Origin of the sequence: Winogradskyella tangerina (assembly GCF_003260205.1) — a bacterium.
GTDB classification, from domain to species: domain Bacteria; phylum Bacteroidota; class Bacteroidia; order Flavobacteriales; family Flavobacteriaceae; genus Winogradskyella; species Winogradskyella tangerina.
The window spans coordinates 232,863-248,925 of sequence record NZ_QERF01000002.1 but is presented as its reverse complement, the minus strand read 5'-3'; the positions used below and the strand labels follow the sequence as shown (position 1 = coordinate 248,925).

Annotated in this window: 14 protein-coding genes; 3 read left to right on the top strand and 11 right to left on the bottom strand. The window is 36.3% G+C overall.

Features of this window, described 5'->3' with window-relative positions; all coding sequences use genetic code 11:
• Positions 1-69: 69 nt before the first annotated feature.
• Positions 70-1,704 carry an isocitrate lyase gene (locus DDY94_RS03815; protein WP_111682722.1) on the top strand — a complete coding sequence of 545 codons (1,635 nt, stop codon included), beginning with the start codon at positions 70-72 and terminating at the stop codon, positions 1,702-1,704.
• A gap of 464 nt (positions 1,705-2,168) precedes the next feature.
• Here DDY94_RS03815 and DDY94_RS03810 read toward each other — a convergent pair whose 3' ends face one another.
• From DDY94_RS03810 to DDY94_RS03785, 6 genes are all read right to left on the bottom strand, one after another.
• On the bottom strand, positions 2,169-2,834 hold the full coding sequence (locus tag DDY94_RS03810; RefSeq protein WP_111682721.1) for a 3'-5' exonuclease: 666 nt from the start codon (positions 2,832-2,834) through the stop codon (positions 2,169-2,171).
• Position 2,835: 1 nt separating this feature from the next.
• Complete coding sequence (locus tag DDY94_RS03805) at positions 2,836-4,725, bottom strand: DUF294 nucleotidyltransferase-like domain-containing protein (RefSeq protein WP_111682720.1); 1,890 nt, start codon at positions 4,723-4,725, stop codon at positions 2,836-2,838.
• Positions 4,726-4,834: 109 nt separating this feature from the next.
• Positions 4,835-5,059: a hypothetical protein gene (locus DDY94_RS03800; protein WP_111682719.1), complete on the bottom strand. Its 225-nt coding sequence runs from the start codon at positions 5,057-5,059 to the stop codon at positions 4,835-4,837.
• Between the two features lie 140 nt (positions 5,060-5,199).
• On the bottom strand, positions 5,200-5,865 hold the full coding sequence (locus DDY94_RS03795) for a response regulator (protein WP_111682718.1): 666 nt from the start codon (positions 5,863-5,865) through the stop codon (positions 5,200-5,202).
• 2 nt (positions 5,866-5,867) lie between these two features.
• Positions 5,868-7,499: a tetratricopeptide repeat-containing sensor histidine kinase gene (locus DDY94_RS03790; RefSeq protein ID WP_111682717.1), complete on the bottom strand. Its 1,632-nt coding sequence runs from the start codon at positions 7,497-7,499 to the stop codon at positions 5,868-5,870.
• Between the two features lie 25 nt (positions 7,500-7,524).
• Positions 7,525-7,683: a hypothetical protein gene (locus DDY94_RS03785; RefSeq protein WP_157957233.1), complete on the bottom strand. Its 159-nt coding sequence runs from the start codon at positions 7,681-7,683 to the stop codon at positions 7,525-7,527.
• Positions 7,684-7,949: 266 nt separating this feature from the next.
• On the opposite strand from DDY94_RS03785, the gene DDY94_RS03780 reads away from it, so the two are divergent.
• Positions 7,950-8,300 carry a hypothetical protein gene (locus tag DDY94_RS03780; protein ID WP_111682715.1) on the top strand — a complete coding sequence of 117 codons (351 nt, stop codon included), beginning with the start codon at positions 7,950-7,952 and terminating at the stop codon, positions 8,298-8,300.
• 10 nt (positions 8,301-8,310) lie between these two features.
• Here the strand turns inward: DDY94_RS03780 and DDY94_RS03775 are convergent, their stop codons facing one another.
• The 5 genes from DDY94_RS03775 to prfB all read right to left on the bottom strand — a co-directional run bounded on the left by DDY94_RS03775 (position 8,311) and on the right by prfB (position 13,555).
• Positions 8,311-10,794 (bottom strand): outer membrane beta-barrel family protein, encoded by a 2,484-nt coding sequence (locus DDY94_RS03775; RefSeq protein WP_111682714.1) that lies wholly within the window; start codon positions 10,792-10,794, stop codon positions 8,311-8,313.
• A gap of 210 nt (positions 10,795-11,004) precedes the next feature.
• A complete protein-coding gene (locus tag DDY94_RS03770; protein ID WP_111682713.1) occupies positions 11,005-11,484 on the bottom strand; it encodes a hypothetical protein in 480 nt (159 codons plus the stop codon).
• A gap of 1 nt (position 11,485) precedes the next feature.
• Positions 11,486-11,827, bottom strand: a complete 342-nt coding sequence (gene arsC, locus DDY94_RS03765) for an arsenate reductase (glutaredoxin) (protein ID WP_111682712.1) — start codon at positions 11,825-11,827, stop codon at positions 11,486-11,488.
• Positions 11,824-12,444 (bottom strand): HAD family hydrolase, encoded by a 621-nt coding sequence (locus DDY94_RS03760; protein WP_111682711.1) that lies wholly within the window; start codon positions 12,442-12,444, stop codon positions 11,824-11,826. Before DDY94_RS03760 ends, arsC begins: the two co-directional genes overlap by 4 nt.
• A protein-coding gene (prfB, locus tag DDY94_RS03755; protein ID WP_111682710.1) for a peptide chain release factor 2 occupies positions 12,445-13,555 on the bottom strand; the annotation gives its coding sequence in 2 pieces (ribosomal slippage) (positions 12,445-13,491 and positions 13,493-13,555; 1,110 coding nt in all). It lies immediately after the preceding gene.
• Positions 13,556-13,658: 103 nt separating this feature from the next.
• On the opposite strand from prfB, the gene DDY94_RS03750 reads away from it, so the two are divergent.
• Positions 13,659-16,058 carry a zinc-dependent metalloprotease gene (locus DDY94_RS03750; RefSeq protein WP_111682709.1) on the top strand — a complete coding sequence of 800 codons (2,400 nt, stop codon included), beginning with the start codon at positions 13,659-13,661 and terminating at the stop codon, positions 16,056-16,058.
• The last annotated feature ends 5 nt before the right edge of the window (positions 16,059-16,063 follow it).

Below are 16,063 nucleotides of genomic sequence, written 5' to 3'. Positions count from 1 at the left end.
CCGCTAATGCGGCAACATTAAACGGGATTCATATTAAATCTAATTATATCATTAATACATTTCAAAATTATGAAAAATTTACCACAAAGTAACTATGCCTCAGCTTTAGAGACTATAAAGGATCTAAAAGCAAAATTTGGAAATAGCTGGACTGCAATCAGTCCCGAAAATGCAGCCAGAATGGCAACTCAAAACCGTTTCAAAACTGGATTAGAAATCGCCAAATACACTGCGGCCATAATGCGAAAAGACATGGCTGATTACGATGCAGACGCTGCAAATTACACACAGTCCTTAGGATGCTGGCATGGTTTTGTGGCTCAGCAAAAAATGATAGCGGTTAAAAAACACCACAAAACAACTAGCAAGCGCTACCTTTACCTTTCTGGTTGGATGGTTGCTGCGCTTCGTTCAGAATTTGGTCCATTACCAGATCAATCTATGCACGAAAAAACAGCTGTACCGGCCTTGATTGCTGAAATCTATGATTTTCTTCGTCAGGCTGATGCCATAGAACTTAATGATTTATTTAGACGTCTGCAGAATGGTGAAGATGTGCAAGATCAAATCGATAATTTTGAAACGCATGTTGTTCCGATCATTGCAGATATTGATGCTGGCTTCGGTAACGAAGAAGCTACATATCTTCTAGCCAAGAAGATGATTCAGGCTGGAGCTTGCGCTATTCAAATTGAAAATCAGGTGTCTGATGCTAAGCAATGTGGACATCAAGATGGGAAGGTTACCGTTCCACACGAAGATTTTATTGCTAAGTTGAATGCTGTTCGCTATGCTTTTCTTGAATTAGGAGTAGAGGATGGAATTATAGTGGCCCGCACTGATTCTGAAGGGGCTGGATTAACTCAAAAGTTACCTGTTAGTAAGCAACCAGGAGATTTAGCTTCGCAGTATTTAGCATTCATTGATGCTGAAGAGATCACAATTACTGAGGCTAAGGAAGACGATGTACTATTAAAACGTGATGGAAAATTGATGCGTCCTAAGCGTTTACCAAATGGGTTATATAAGTTCAAAGACGGTTCAAATATCGACCGCGTTGTGTTAGACTGCATTACTAGTCTTCAAAATGGTGCTGATTTGCTTTGGATTGAGACACCAACACCTAATGTGAAACAAATTGCACATATGATGAATCGTGTTAAGGCGGTGATACCAAATGCCAAATTGGTTTATAACAATTCACCTTCATTTAACTGGACATTGAATTTCCGTAACCAGGTATTTGAAGAGATGGTAGCCGAAGGCGAAAATATGACAGCTTACGATAGAAATAATCTCATGGCTGAAGAATACGATAATACAGAGCTTAGCTACAGAGCCGATCAAAAGATCAGAACCTTCCAAAAAGATGGTGCTCGAGAAGCTGGAATTTTCCACCATTTGATCACATTACCAACATATCACACAACGGCGTTGCACATGAATGATCTTACAGAAGGCTATTTTGGTGCAGATGGCATGTTGGCTTATGTTAAGGAAGTTCAGCGTCAGGAGATCAGAAAGAATGTAGCCTGTGTGAAGCATCAGCGAATGGCAGGATCTGACCTTGGGGATGATCATAAAACCTTCTTTGCTGGTGATAATGCTCTAAAAGCAGGCGGTGCAAAGAATACATCGAATCAGTTTGATGCTCCAAAAGCTAAAACTGAAACTAAGAAAAAGGCATTAAGCGCAGTTGCTTAAGATATTTATGAAGAATTCATAAATGATTTTTTTGTTTATAATTTAGTTAGGATGAAACACACTCTTATGGGGTGTGTTTTTTTATGTTCATTTTGCCTTGATGCAAAACGAAACAAAAGATCAAAACGATTTATTGGAAATTGCTAAAGCACCATTCGCCACATTAGGTTAATTAATTAAAATTTATTTTGGTTCATCTATTAATCCTTAATTTAGGTATTAAGATTGATTGTAGCTCATTATTTCTTAAAATCGTTGATTCCGACGAAGTCGGAAAATGACTGAAAGCAGAAATAGTGAGCTGTAAAACAGTGTGATAAAGTAAGATTAAGGATAAACCCAATTATTTTAAAATTGAAAGATTACATATTAGGTGACTAGAGCGAACGTCACGAAGTGATTTCCTTTTTCAGTCTTGACTTTTTTGGTTCGTTTTTTTGTCAAGAAAAAAATGAACAATTACCCTACAACAACCCAACTCGATTATTAGAACGCTCCAAATCGCGTAGCGTTAGTTTTGGGTTTTTGCTTTTTAATTTTGAAACTAGTTTCAAGAATAATAAGGCCGTAATATAAGCATCACCAGAGGCAGTATGACGGTCGTGTTTAGGGATGTTGAACCGCTCGGCGAGTTCATCTAAACTGAAATGAGATTTACTGGTGTCGATCTTGGTCTTTTGAAATAATTGTCCTGTGTCTAATACATGATTCTTCAGTTTAGGCAATCCATTGCGATGCAACATCTGATTGATCATTGCCACATCAAAAGCCGCATGATGCGCTACCAATACAGCATTTTTTGTGTAATCAAGAAATTGTAAAAGACCTTCGGTTTCTTCAACTTTGGTGAGCTTTCCTGCTTTTAATAGACCATGAATTTTCACTGTGTCGGCATTAAATTGATCTTGTTGAAGATAGGTTTCTAATTGGTCTGAGATTCTAACCTTTAAACCCTCAATGGCCACACAGCCGATGGATAATACACGATCAGTTTTAGTGTTTAACCCAGTGGTTTCTGTATCAAAAACTACAAAACGAATACCATCAAGTTGTTGTTCTTGTGGTTTTGAAAAGTGAGCTGTATAGCTCGACCAATATTCGGGATAGGATTTACGTTTGAACCAATTCATACTACATTAATTGCGAAAGGTTAAAACGTGTTTTTATTAAATCTTGTACTGCCTTAACAGCCTTGAAACTGCGCTTCAAACGTAAACGATTCCCTTTACTAAGAGATTCTAAATCAATAAAGCGTCCTGAGTCATTATTGGTTAATCCTTGTTCGGTTCTAAAGCGTAATAAGTTTTTATAGGCCTCCATACAAAACTGATAGGTGTCTTTATTTTGAGGCTCGAGTTCTACTAGCTTTTCGTAGCGTTCGATAGTGTTATTAATAGACTTAATATTGTGTGATAGAATGAGTAGTCGGGCAGCGTCAACCAACGGCATCATGGCTCTTGCTTTAATATCGAATTGGTCTTTATGTTCACCATCAGCTTCAACTAAGAACTGTCGGAAGAAACTTAATGGTGGTGGATTTTGAAGCGCATTTCTACCCAAATAGTTGAGGAATATATCATGCGATTCTATATGATTGAAAATATGCTCAGATAACTGTTCAACTAAAGATTTATCGCCGTAAACATGTTCGTAATCAAAGAAGATGGTGCATAGCATTAAATTATCCTGATCTGGAGTTGTGATCCAACGTTTGAACTGCTGAGACCAATCAGAAACCGAATTGCACCATTTGGCATTATTACTCATCATTTGTGCTGGGCACAATTCAAACCCGACTGTTTCTAAATCCGAATTAATATATTCCGATAGCGTCAAAAAATAAGACTTGGTGGCCTCATAATATTCCTTCGAAACGTCCTCAAAAACCAAAGCATTGTCCTGGTCAGTCATGAGTAATTGCTCTTGTCGACCTTGACTTCCGATAGCCAGCCACGCAAATGCTGTAGGTGGCTTTTGTTCCATTTTATCGAGTGCAAACCCTATAATGCGCTGTGTAATGGCATCATTGATTGCAGAGATCAATTTCGACATAAAATCAATCGGAATATCCTGCTCTAAGTAGCGTTTCAAGAGTAATTCTGTACGTTGGCGGATACCTTTTAATTCATTAGCTGAATGACTTCGCTTAATTTCTTTAATGAGTGCAGAGGCATTGTTTTCTCGCAGAACAATAATATCGTGTTCAGATAAGATTCCTGTTAAATCCGAATGATCAGTTCCATCTTTGGTTATGCATAAATGCGTAATACGGTGTTTTAACATGGCGATTTGCGCCTCTGCCACAGTAATGGTCTCGGGATAGGTAATCACTGGGGATGACATTATGGTTGACACCTTGTCTTGGATCTCAAACCTCCCAGTGGCAATTTTAGTGCGTAAATCTTTATCGGTAATTATTCCGATGGGTTTGTTGTCCTTCGCTATAACTATTGACCCAACATGTTTTTCGGTCATGATGTTTGCCGCTTCTTTGACCGTAGTTTCTAGCGTGCAGGTAACAGGATTTTTTGAATAATCAGCCGTTTGTAAATAGGTGTATTCCGAAGAACGACTCAGCGTTTCCATAAAATCGTCGTCTTCAGAATTTCTTGCTTTCGTATTGGACGCGAAACTCGCCATTAAGAATTGACTAGCATTTGTGTTGGTGGTAATATATGATTCTAATAGTTCAGAGGAAATACTATAAACAATGCTCTCTTCAATGGCTTTTGCGTTGAGTTTATAATCACCTTTTCTAAGGAGAGCACGAAGTCCAAAAATATCACCTTCATCGCACTCATCGACAAGGGTATTATCTTTTCGGAACAAACCTATGGCACCATCACGAACCACATAAAAGTGATTGGCTACAGGTTGTCCAATTTCAAATAAATAGTGCTGATCTTCTAAATAAATAACATCAACCGCTGTAGAAATAGCCATTAATTGCTCAGGATTGAGCAAGTTAAATGGCGGATAGGCTTTAAGATAATCGTAAATACGTGCTGCAATGGTATTCATTGTAGCAATTTAGCCAAAAAATAAAGGCAACAACATGAGAAAGGTCATGTTTATTGGTAAATTGGTATAGTTATATGATTTGTGCTAAAATGTTTTTACAGTCATCATTTTAGAGTTTTAATGCACTGCGTTCACCTACAAACCTTTTGATATAACTACTTAAACCTTGCCCTTGTAGTGCAAAGGATTTCATGTTTTCTATGTGCTGTGCACCTGTAGTTAAATATGTGTAAAGAAAGGACTCATTAGTTGTAAATCTTACAATAATGAAATCCTTTCCTAAATCAAATGAATAAACATCTGAATCTCCACTTAGATTATCATATACGGGCATGACTTTTATATTATGGTTAATTTGCTTCAAAAGTAAAATCAGGGTAAAGGTATTCCTAACGGGATTCCGTAAGATTCTTATTTTTTTCGATAAGAAATAAACAATTTGGCAGTGATTGAAATTGGCTTAATACGTATACTTTAGATTAATCCTAAATCCTTCATTTTGGCCACCAAGTGAGTGGCGTTATCCGCCTTGAATTTTATACGTAATTTATTAAGACGTTTTTCAATTGAACTTACACTCACAGGCGAAAAGTTGTTTTCTGAAAAATAGTGACTTATTTTTTTCTGATCTAAACCTAAAGACAATTGTCTCGTTAGTTCAATATCATAGTCGGTAATTTCCAAATCGATTTTAGAGCTTAAAGCATTTGCTACTTGCGATGATAAAAATAGCGTCTTATTATAAACGGATGCAATGGCTTCTGAAAGGATCTTAGAACCGTTGCGATCCTTGCAGACATAAGCGTTTATATTGTATTTGTTGACCAATAATCGCACTTTCTGAAGTTGATCTTTCATGGAATAAACAATGATGGGTAGATCCTTATATACCGTTCTCAACTTGGCAATGAGATCTTCACCATTGCAGATTGTACAATTACGATGATCTTTTTTGAAGGACAGATCGGTAATGAGCAAATCGAAGGGAACTTGATCGAGATCTGCTCTTTTTATTTTTAGAAATGCATCGTCGCAATATTGAGAATTGCAGGCCTCAGTTGTACCAAAACTTTTTAATATACTTAGAATACTTTTATGTATATCATCGTGATCGTCTACTATTAAAACTTTTTTAAACATATCTAAATTTCAATTTTGACTTTAAAGCCATTATTAATAATTGAATTAAAAGTAATATGACCGCCCATAGCGTTTATACGGTTTTCCACATTAAGCAAACCGATTCCCATTTTTAAGTTACAGCCAACGCCATCGTCAGAATATGTAATGACCATTTTTTTGAGTTTTTTACTAAATGAAATGACAGCGACAGAGGCATCACTATGCTTTTTCATATTTATTAATAACTCTTGCAAAATTTTAAATAGCGCGAGTTTCTTTGGTTTTGGAACTTTATCCCAATTTATTTTCGAGATGTCCTTAATAATAACGCTGGTGTTTTCATTATTGAAACTCAGAGCCAAGTCTTTCAAAACAGACGTATAGTCGAAGTCAAGATCAATTTCACCCGACAATTTTGAAATATCTCTTGCTTTGTCGTAGATGCGTTCAATATCTTTTTTAATTGTTTTTTTGATGGAGTTTTCAGCCTGAAGGGTCATCATCACTTGAAATATATCATTGGCAATATCATCGTGAACTTTTTTTGAAATGCGAGTTTCGGTATCGTAAACTTGCTGAAGTTTCTCTTTTTTATGCCTTGAGTTCTGAAAGAAATAAATGATCAGAAAGGTTGCCAAAAGCAGCAGTGAAACATACAAAACACCCCTTTGTTTTCTTTTACTTTTTAGTAGATCATTATTCACTTTTGATACATCATATTTTGCTAAGGCAAATTTGTTTTCTGCATATTTTTCGGCATCATTAAGGCTGTCACTTAATCTTTTATAGGCCTGAACATACTTATCATCACTTAATTTTGTTAAAAGACTTAGAGCATCAGACCGATAAATGGGTGAGTTGATGACCTCTGCGAATTGGTAGGCTTTTAAGGCATATACTTTAGATTGATTTAGTTTACCGATTTTGAAATGGTATTGAGCCAAATGAGAATAACTTGTGTAAATCACTGAGGTATCACCCACAGACTCACGTAGCTTTAATGCCTCTTTCAAAAGTATTAAGGCATTGGCCTTATTGGTTTCAGATTCTAGTACACCATAATTATCTATTATGAGAGCTCGGTCTAAAATGTTTGTAACACGTGGTAAGATTTTATAAGCCTTTAGAATTTCGTCCTTCGCCTTTTTAAACTGGGACATACTGAGGTACAACTGAGATGTATTATTGTAAATTTTTGCACTATCCTCAGGTGTGTTGGCGAAATTTAAAGTTTCAAGAAACAATTCCTCAGCTTTAGAATAGTTTTTCTGTTCCTTGTAGATGACACCGAGAAGATTATAAAAACTCTTTCTTGTAGATGAAGTGAAAGTGGAGTTACGCATTTTATCTAGTATTTTCAATGCCTTCACTGCAACCTCCTCACACTTGTGATAGTTACCACTTTTATATAAAATACTGACTAAATAATAATACGAATTTACAGCCTTATGCTTATCCTTTGTCTCTCGATCCACTTGAAAATGATGATCAAAGTACCTATAGGCATCAGACAAGTCTTTGCCACTCTGGGGATTCAATGCCAGTTTGGAATAGTGTTTAAGACTGTCTGATGAATTTTGAGCAAAAGTTTCTGATTGAACACTATAAAAAATGAACAACAGACTGATAAATACGTAAGAAAAAACCTTCATTCATCTAAAATACTAAGTATTTGTTTTATAGACCATCTGGTGGTGGAGGCGGTGGAGGTATTTCAGCCATCTCACCACAACAAGACTGTTCAATTTGTGGATTTTCAGTTAAACTTTCAGGATTACATGAAAATATCCCAACATTGAGGATAACCGTAAAAACAATCATTAATAATTTTTTCATTTTGTTTGATTTTAAGATTTGAAGCATTTGTATATAGTAGATTAGATTTGAATTGTTCTGCCGGTTGTTATAGTTCTAAACTTTTAATTTCTAGTTTATTAAGTGTTAGGCTCAAAAAAAATTGAATGTAGTTTTAAATAAAATTAGGATGTTCAAATCAACTAAGAGTTTTCGGTATTTAATGGAAATAAATTGGAAAGTTTTTGGAAATTATAACTATGTGCTCTTGAAATGAATCGCGAATATTGAAAAACTAAGCTTTAAAAATGTACCAAATACTGCTTAAGACCGCCTTTGAGAAGGCTGAGGAAGAACTTAACACAGATAAAATTCAGCCAAGAGCAAAATTGCTTTCAGACTATATTTTGGAAGATAGCAGAGAACCTTATGGTGAAAAAAGCTTAAGAGATAAATACCATTCCGTTGTGACTGAGCCCAACAGAAAAATCAGACTAAAATCTTATGTAGCAGAATCTCTTAGTCATTATTTGGAATACAAGAATTATTCAGATTTTATAAAGAATCACAACGATACGTTCTACGATCCAAATAATATTAGAATTCTAATCGAAAAGACTAAAATAACAATAATAATACCTTTAAAAGCGGAAGATTGAAAGCTGTAAATTATCCTTCAAATTCAAAGTCTTCACCACCGTTACCACGACCATCACGTTCACGTTTCTTTTGTTGATTGAAACGGTATGTAAACGCTAAATTAAATGAACGTACACGCCATTGAAATTCGCTATAACTTTCAAATGTATTAGTAAAGTTATCTGAACGACGCTTACGAGAATTAAAAACATCTCTAACATTAAAGGCTATAGATGCTTTATCTTTGAAAAGGTCTTTACTAAATGCAAGATCCATTGAAAATATCCCTTGGTTTCGGCTCTGGGCTGTTTCACTCGGACCGCGATAAAATAAGCGCGTTTGCCAGTCTATTTCACCTGGTAGAGTGTATTTATTATTTAATCTAACAAACCAACTTAAATTATCAGCATCAAAATTTTGACCTTCAAAATCACCTCTCGTACTAGAATTGAAAAGATTAAAATTACCATTGAGATTCCATTTTTTATTTGGACGATAGGTAAGTGTAAATTCAGCTCCAAATCTATCGTTAGTCGCTAGATTAATCGGTGTGCGTTGAATGACAGGAACCAAATCAAAATCCTCATTCAACTGATCAAAATCTGGATCATTAATATTTACGGTTTGATTGGTTTCGAATATGTAGAAATTATCAGTTTCTAAAGCCACAAAATTAAAAGCCTCTTTAGCTCTTTGGAAATATACTGAACCGTTAAATGTCAGTTTCCCCATCTTTTTGAAATAACCTAAATCGAATGCACTAGATGTACTTGGATCTAAATCTGGATTTCCTTGAAATAGGTTAGTGGCACTACTTCTTGAAGGAAAAGGATTAATGAATCGTGAACGTGGACGTCTTACACGACGGTTATATCCTAATGTTATATTTTCGTCCTCAGAAAGTTCGAAAGCCAGGTTGACCGTTGGGAATAATTGGTGGTAATCCTTCTTATCAAAATCACCACTAGTGATTTGGTTAATAGTTATTCTGGTGCCTTCATATCGAAGTCCTAACAAGTACGAAAATCGTTCACCAATCTTATTTCCGTATTGTGTATAAAATGCATTTACCTGTTGCGTAAAATCCAAAACGTTGCTCAAATTGGTATTCACCTCAAAAGGATCTTCAGGGTTTAGTCTAAATTCTACTAAATAATCTGTAAGCAAATCAAAGAATTCACCACGATAACCGATTTCAAATTGTCCGGTTTCATTGATTGGCTGCACGTAATCTGCTTGTAGTAACATTCGAGTTTGGTTTTCGTCCGTAACCACATTTTCAACATCAAAGTTATTCTGGTTAATTAATGAACGTTCTAGCTCATTACTGTCTTCATACTGAAAATCGAAGGTAAATTTATGTTGACTATTTTCATTGAACTGCTTGTCGTAACTCAAAGAATACTGAACCGTACGATCATCTTCGAGTTCTGGGTCACGACGAATCGTGGTATCTAGAAGGTTGAAGTCTGAGTCGAACTCGCGTGTACGGTTAAACGCATCACTTTCGTTATCACTATCTCTATAAACCAAAGTAGCAGTGATAGAACTACTTTCATTTACATACCATTCAATTCCTGTATTTGTGCTATAGCCTTTTCTGGTTCTATCGAATTCGCGGTCTTCGAACAAGAAAGTACTTGGATCGTCGCCGTTAAAAAATTCCGTTTCAGTAAGCGAATTTCCAGGAGCCTCACGATAATTATAATTTGTGGTATTAAAAATATTGACATCGCCTGTTCTGTAATTAATGTTTCCTGAAACCCCGGCTTGTAACGGATAACCACCATTGATTGTGATTGCACCATTAAGACCTTGAAGTTTACTTCGTCTTAAAATTATATTCAAGATCCCAGCAGAGCCTTCGGCATCATATCGAGCAGATGGAGAGGTGATGACTTCTACACGCTCGATGGCTTCAGCTGGCAATTGACGCAAAGCATCTGTTGAATTTAATCCTACAAGTCCAGATGGCTTTCCGTTAATTAGAATTCTCACATCACCATTACCTCGCAAGGCCACGTTTCCTTCGACATCAACAGATACAGAAGGTACATTGTCTAAAACATCGCTAACGGTTCCTCCACGTACAGTAAGGTCCTTTCCGACATTATATATCTTTTTGTCGAGTCTAATATCTACTGTAGTAGTCTCAGCAATAATTTCTACCTCTTCAAGAGATTCTATATCCAAGGCTAAACTTACCGTTCCTAAATTAATATTGTCAGTGATAGCTTTATTGTCGTATGTTTTTGATTTATAGGAAATATATTCAACAGCGATATTATAATTTCCTGCGGGAACGGTGATACTGAACTTTCCTTCTGTATCAGTAATACCACCTGTTACAACCGTGTTGTCTGTAGCATTTTTGAAAGTAATAGTAGCGTATTCGAGTGGAATATTTGATCCTTCTTCAATGACTTTTCCTTCGACCTTGACCTCTTTTTGAGCAAAGGCTAGGGTAGTGCTAAGTATTGAAAAACAAATGGTGTATAAAAAAAGTCGTTTCACAGGTTAGAGTGTTTGTGCTTTTGGATGCGCAAAATTACTTTTACTTGCGGCGACTTTGGTTAATCTTATGTTAAAGCAAGATTAGGATTGTCAATTCTGGTATTCAAGATTACTATTCGGTATGAATTTAAAAACACTGTATGAAGACATAATAGGGCAGTAAACTTCCAACTTCCAACTTCCAACTTATAACTTGCTACTTATAGCTAACTACCGATTATCCTCTTCATTATCCTTATCCTTTTTCTTCTTCTTTTTCCTTTTCTTCTTTTTCTTTTTGGTCTCTTTCTCGTCAAAATTTCCCTTAATCATCTCTTTGATCTTGGTCATATCAGATTCAGAAATGAGTTCTTCTAAGTCTTTGAAGTGTGTGTCTTCTAGTTTTTTAAGAGCTTCCTCACGGTCAAAACTGCGCTCGTATCTCGTTTGAATTATTTTCACCTTCTCGTCAAAAAAGCTACTTATGTATTGTTTGGTTATTTCCTTCTGAAATTCATCAGCTTCTAGAGTAGTGAGGAAGTTATTGATGAATTCCATTTTACGCTCTTCCATTTCACGTTCCTTTTTAGCGATATCTGCATCTGAAGGTTGCGTATTGGTCTGAGGTATTCTGTTACGGTCTCTTCTTATCTGACTATATGTATTGAAGCCTATGAAAAGGGCAAATACGATCAAAAAAGTCTTTTTCATTTTAAATAATATTTAATATGTTGTCTGCTGGTCTTCCGATTACGGCATCTTTACCATTAATAACTATAGGTCGCTCAATTAACTTAGGATGCATCACCATAGCTTCGATTATAGCTTCATTTGAAAGCTTTTTACCTTTAAAATCCGACTTCCAAATGGCTTCATTCTTACGCACTAAGTTTATTGGTTCTATGCCTAATTTAGTAATTATTTCTGTTAATTCTTCTTGAGATACTGGTTGATCGAGGTATTTTATAATTTCAAATGGTTGTCCTGAAGCCTCTACAGTAGCAAGGCCTTCTCTCGATTTCCGGCATCTTGGATTATGATAAATTTTAATCATTTTAAGTGTATATCTAAATGCATTAATTGTTGTTTCAACTGTTGAGGTGATTCAAAATGTATGCCATTAATGCCTAAATTTTCAGCAGCCTTTACATTTCTCAAATTATCATCAATGAACACAGAATTTTCTGCTTTTATATGGAATCGATCTAGTGTAAGTTGATAAATTTCTTTAAATGGTTTTCTGGTTTTTTCTTCGCCTGAAACAATAATTCCTTCAAACCAGTGTAAAAATTCAAACTTGTCCAACGCAATAGGAAAGGTCTCATGACTCCAGTTTGTAAGTGCCACGACCTTATAATCAGGATGTTCTACAAATTGTTTCAAAATAGAAACGGTATCGTCAATGGCATCACCTAACATTTCTACCCATCGACCATAATACATTCTAATAAGTTCTTCATATTCAGGAAATAACGCAATACGTTCCTCAGTTGCTTTCTGCATAGGGTAACCAGCATCTTGATTTTCATTCCAATCCGATGTACAGATATTATCAAAAAACCACTGCATTTTTTCGCGGTCGCCATTAAATACATCTAAATAAACGTACTCAGGATTCCAGTCGATCAAAACACCGCCCAAATCAAATATTATGGTGTCTATTGTTTTCATCTATAGTTTTCCTGTATTTTCTTCTTGCTGTCCCATCATCATCAGATAAGCCTTCAAAAAGGGTTCTAAATCACCATCCATCACAGCATCAACATTACCAGTTTCGTGAGCTGAACGAACGTCTTTCACCAATTTATACGGATGCATAACATAGTTTCTGATCTGGCTTCCCCATTCAATTTTCATTTTACTAGCTTCGATATCATCACGCTGTGCCATTTGCTTCTGAAGTTCTATTTCGTACAATTGCGATTTCAACATTTGAAGGGCGCGCGCACGGTTATCGTGTTGCGAACGCGTCTCAGAACATTGAATTTGAATTCCAGTTGGTTTATGCAATAATTGCACTTTGGTTTCTACTTTATTTACATTTTGCCCACCAGCACCGCTAGATCGGGCCGTAGTAATCTCTATATCTGCTGGGTTGATCTCAATTTCTATAGAATCATCAACTAGTGGATAAACATAAACCGAGGCAAAACTTGTATGGCGCTTGGCATTACTATCAAATGGTGAAATTCGCACCAAACGGTGAACACCATTTTCGCCTTTAAGCCAGCCAAAAGCATAATCGCCTTCAATTTCGAGGGTCACGGTTTTTATACCGGCGACATCACCTTCCTGATGGTTAAGTTCCTTCACTTTAAAACCGCTTTTCTCAGCATACATTAAGTACATACGCATCAACATACTTGCCCAATCACAAGATTCGGTTCCTCCGGCACCAGCCGTAATTTGTAAAACGGCACTGAGACTATCGCCTTCCTCGGATAACATATTTTTGAATTCAAGTTTTTCAATGGCATTCACAGCTTTTTCAAAACGTGCTTCGACGTTCTCCATGGTAGCCTCGTCTTCCTTGTAAAACTCGTATATAACCTCTAAATCTTCGTAGAGTGTATTGGCAGCGTTAAAGTCGTTGACCCAGCTTTTTTTCTCCCGGATTGAGCGCATAACCTGCTCTGCTTTTTTTGAGTCATTCCAAAAGTTTGGGTCGAAAGTTTGCTCTTCTTCGTTAGCAATTTCTATGAGTTTAGCATCTAAGTCAAAGATACTGTCTAAGTGCGTCTAGACGGGTATTAAGATCTTTTATTTGATCTGAAGTAATCATAAATAAGTTGAATTTCTGCAAATATAATAGGTCATATTAAAGTCGCATAATTTTGAATCGGTTTTTTAGAAATTCCGTAGCTTTATCCATCAAAATTCTGAAAATGAAAAAACGTCTTCTACTTTCCCTCATTCTTTTGGCAAGTTTCTCAATCAATGCACAAATATTAGATAAAAAGGACCTTCAGGTTTACGAGGGTTTTTTCGACTTTTATTATGAAGCATCTACAGATAAAATCTATCTGAAAGTTAAGAATTTAAATCAGGAATTTCTTTACGTTAATTCTTTAGCTTCTGGCGTGGGAAGTAATGATATAGGTTTAGATCGCGGTCAATTAGGTAGTGATCGCGTGGTTTATTTTGAAAGAGCAGGAAATAAATTATTGCTTATTCAACCAAATTTAAAATACCGTGCTAATACAGATAATGAATTAGAACGAAAGAGTATTGAACAGGCTTTTGCCAAATCTGTTTTATTTGGTTTTAAAATCCTTTCAGAGGATAAAGGTGAATTCATTGTAGATATGACGCCATTCTTAATGCAAGATGCTCATGGTGTTTCTAATCGTCTAAAAAGTAGTAAAGAGGGAACTTACAAAATAGATGCTTCAAAAAGTGCACTGGCTTTAGAACGCACGAAGGCCTTCCCGAAAAATGTAGAATTTGAAGCATTACTGACGTTCAAAGGACAACCTACTGGGAGAAATTTACGCAGTGTAACACCGACCTCGTCATTAGTTACTGTGATTCAGCATCACTCGTTTGTGGAGTTACCAGATGATAATTACAAACCACGTGTTTTCGATCCTAGAAGCGGCGCTATTTCGATGTCTTACATGGACTACGCAACGCCTATTCAGGAAAGCATTACAAAGCGTTTTATCATTAGACATCGTTTGGAAAAGAAAAATCCTGGTCGTGCTAAAAGTGAAGCCAAAGAACCTATTATTTACTATTTAGATCCTGGTACTCCAGAGCCAGTGAGGTCGGCCTTACTCGATGGTGCGCGTTGGTGGAATGAAGCCTATGAAGCTATCGGTTTTAAGGATGCTTTTCAGGTAGAAATGCTCCCTATGGACGCAGATCCAATGGATTGTAGATATAACGTTATACAATGGGTTCATCGTTCTACACGTGGCTGGAGTTATGGCGGTAGTGTAGTTGATCCAAGAACTGGTGAAATTATAAAAGGGCATGTGAGCTTAGGAAGTTTGCGCATTCGTCAGGACTTCATGATTGCTCAAGCTTTGATGAATCAACCCTTTGCCGAAAGAGATGATAATTATCAACCTATGTTAGAAATGGCCTTAGCAAGAATTCGTCAGTTAAGTGCACATGAAGTTGGTCATACGCTCGGATTCAGTCATAATTTTGCTGCAAGCACAAATAATAGAGCTTCAGTAATGGACTATCCACATCCTCAAATTACTTTTGAAAACGGAAAAGTAGATTTCAGTGATGCCTACGATACTGGTATTGGTGAATGGGATAAAGTCACAGTTGCCTATAGCTATTCTGAATTTGACAAGAAAACAAACGAAAGAGACGCTTTAAATGGTATTTTGAAAAAAGCACAAGATGATGGCCTACGATTCATTACAGATTCTGACGCCAGAGCTGCTGGCGGCGCACATGCCCTAGCACACTTGTGGGATAACGGAAGAAGTGCAGCTGATGAGCTCAATAGCGTATTAGAAGTGCGCCAATTGGCTATGGCCAATTTTTCAAAGGATAATATCAAAAGTTACGAGCCCTATTCAGTATTAGAGGATGTGTTTGTGCCTCTGTATTTTTTCCATCGTTATCAGGTTGAGGCTGCAACGAAAGTTGTTGGTGGATTGGATTATAATTATGCCGTCAAAGGTGACGGACAAATTACAACGAACCCTATTGATGTAAAGCTTCAGAATGAAACACTGAAAGCCATACTTAAGACATTAGATGCCCAAACTTTGGCCATTCCTAAAGATAAGCTAGGGTTATTTCCGCCTAGAGCGAATGGGTACTACAGATCACGAGAATCTTTCAAGGGTAAAACTGGAGTAGCATTCGATCCTTTAAGCGTAGCAAATACCGCTAGTGATATGACATTGAGATATTTGCTTCATCCGCAGCGTGCCAATCGCTTAGTTTTACAAAAAGGACTCGATGAAAGCCAGATAGGACTTGAAGATCTTATTTCAGAATTACTGGAAGTCTCATTTCATAAAGTTCAAACGGATACCTATCTCAGTGAAATTCAGCATCAGATCAATGCAAACGTATTAAAATACATTATGAATTTGGCTGTAAATAACGAAAGCTATCTACAAACAAAAGCAATTGCGAACAAAACCTTATTAGAGTTGTCCCAAAAGTTTTTGAAAAAAGATGCCATGAGTATTCAATATGGAATAATGATCAAAACGTTTTTTGAGCATCCAGAAAAATTCAAAATAAATGTGTCGCCAAAAATACCGGACGGTTCTACTATAGGAAGCGATATTTGTAATTACGATAACTAAATAAA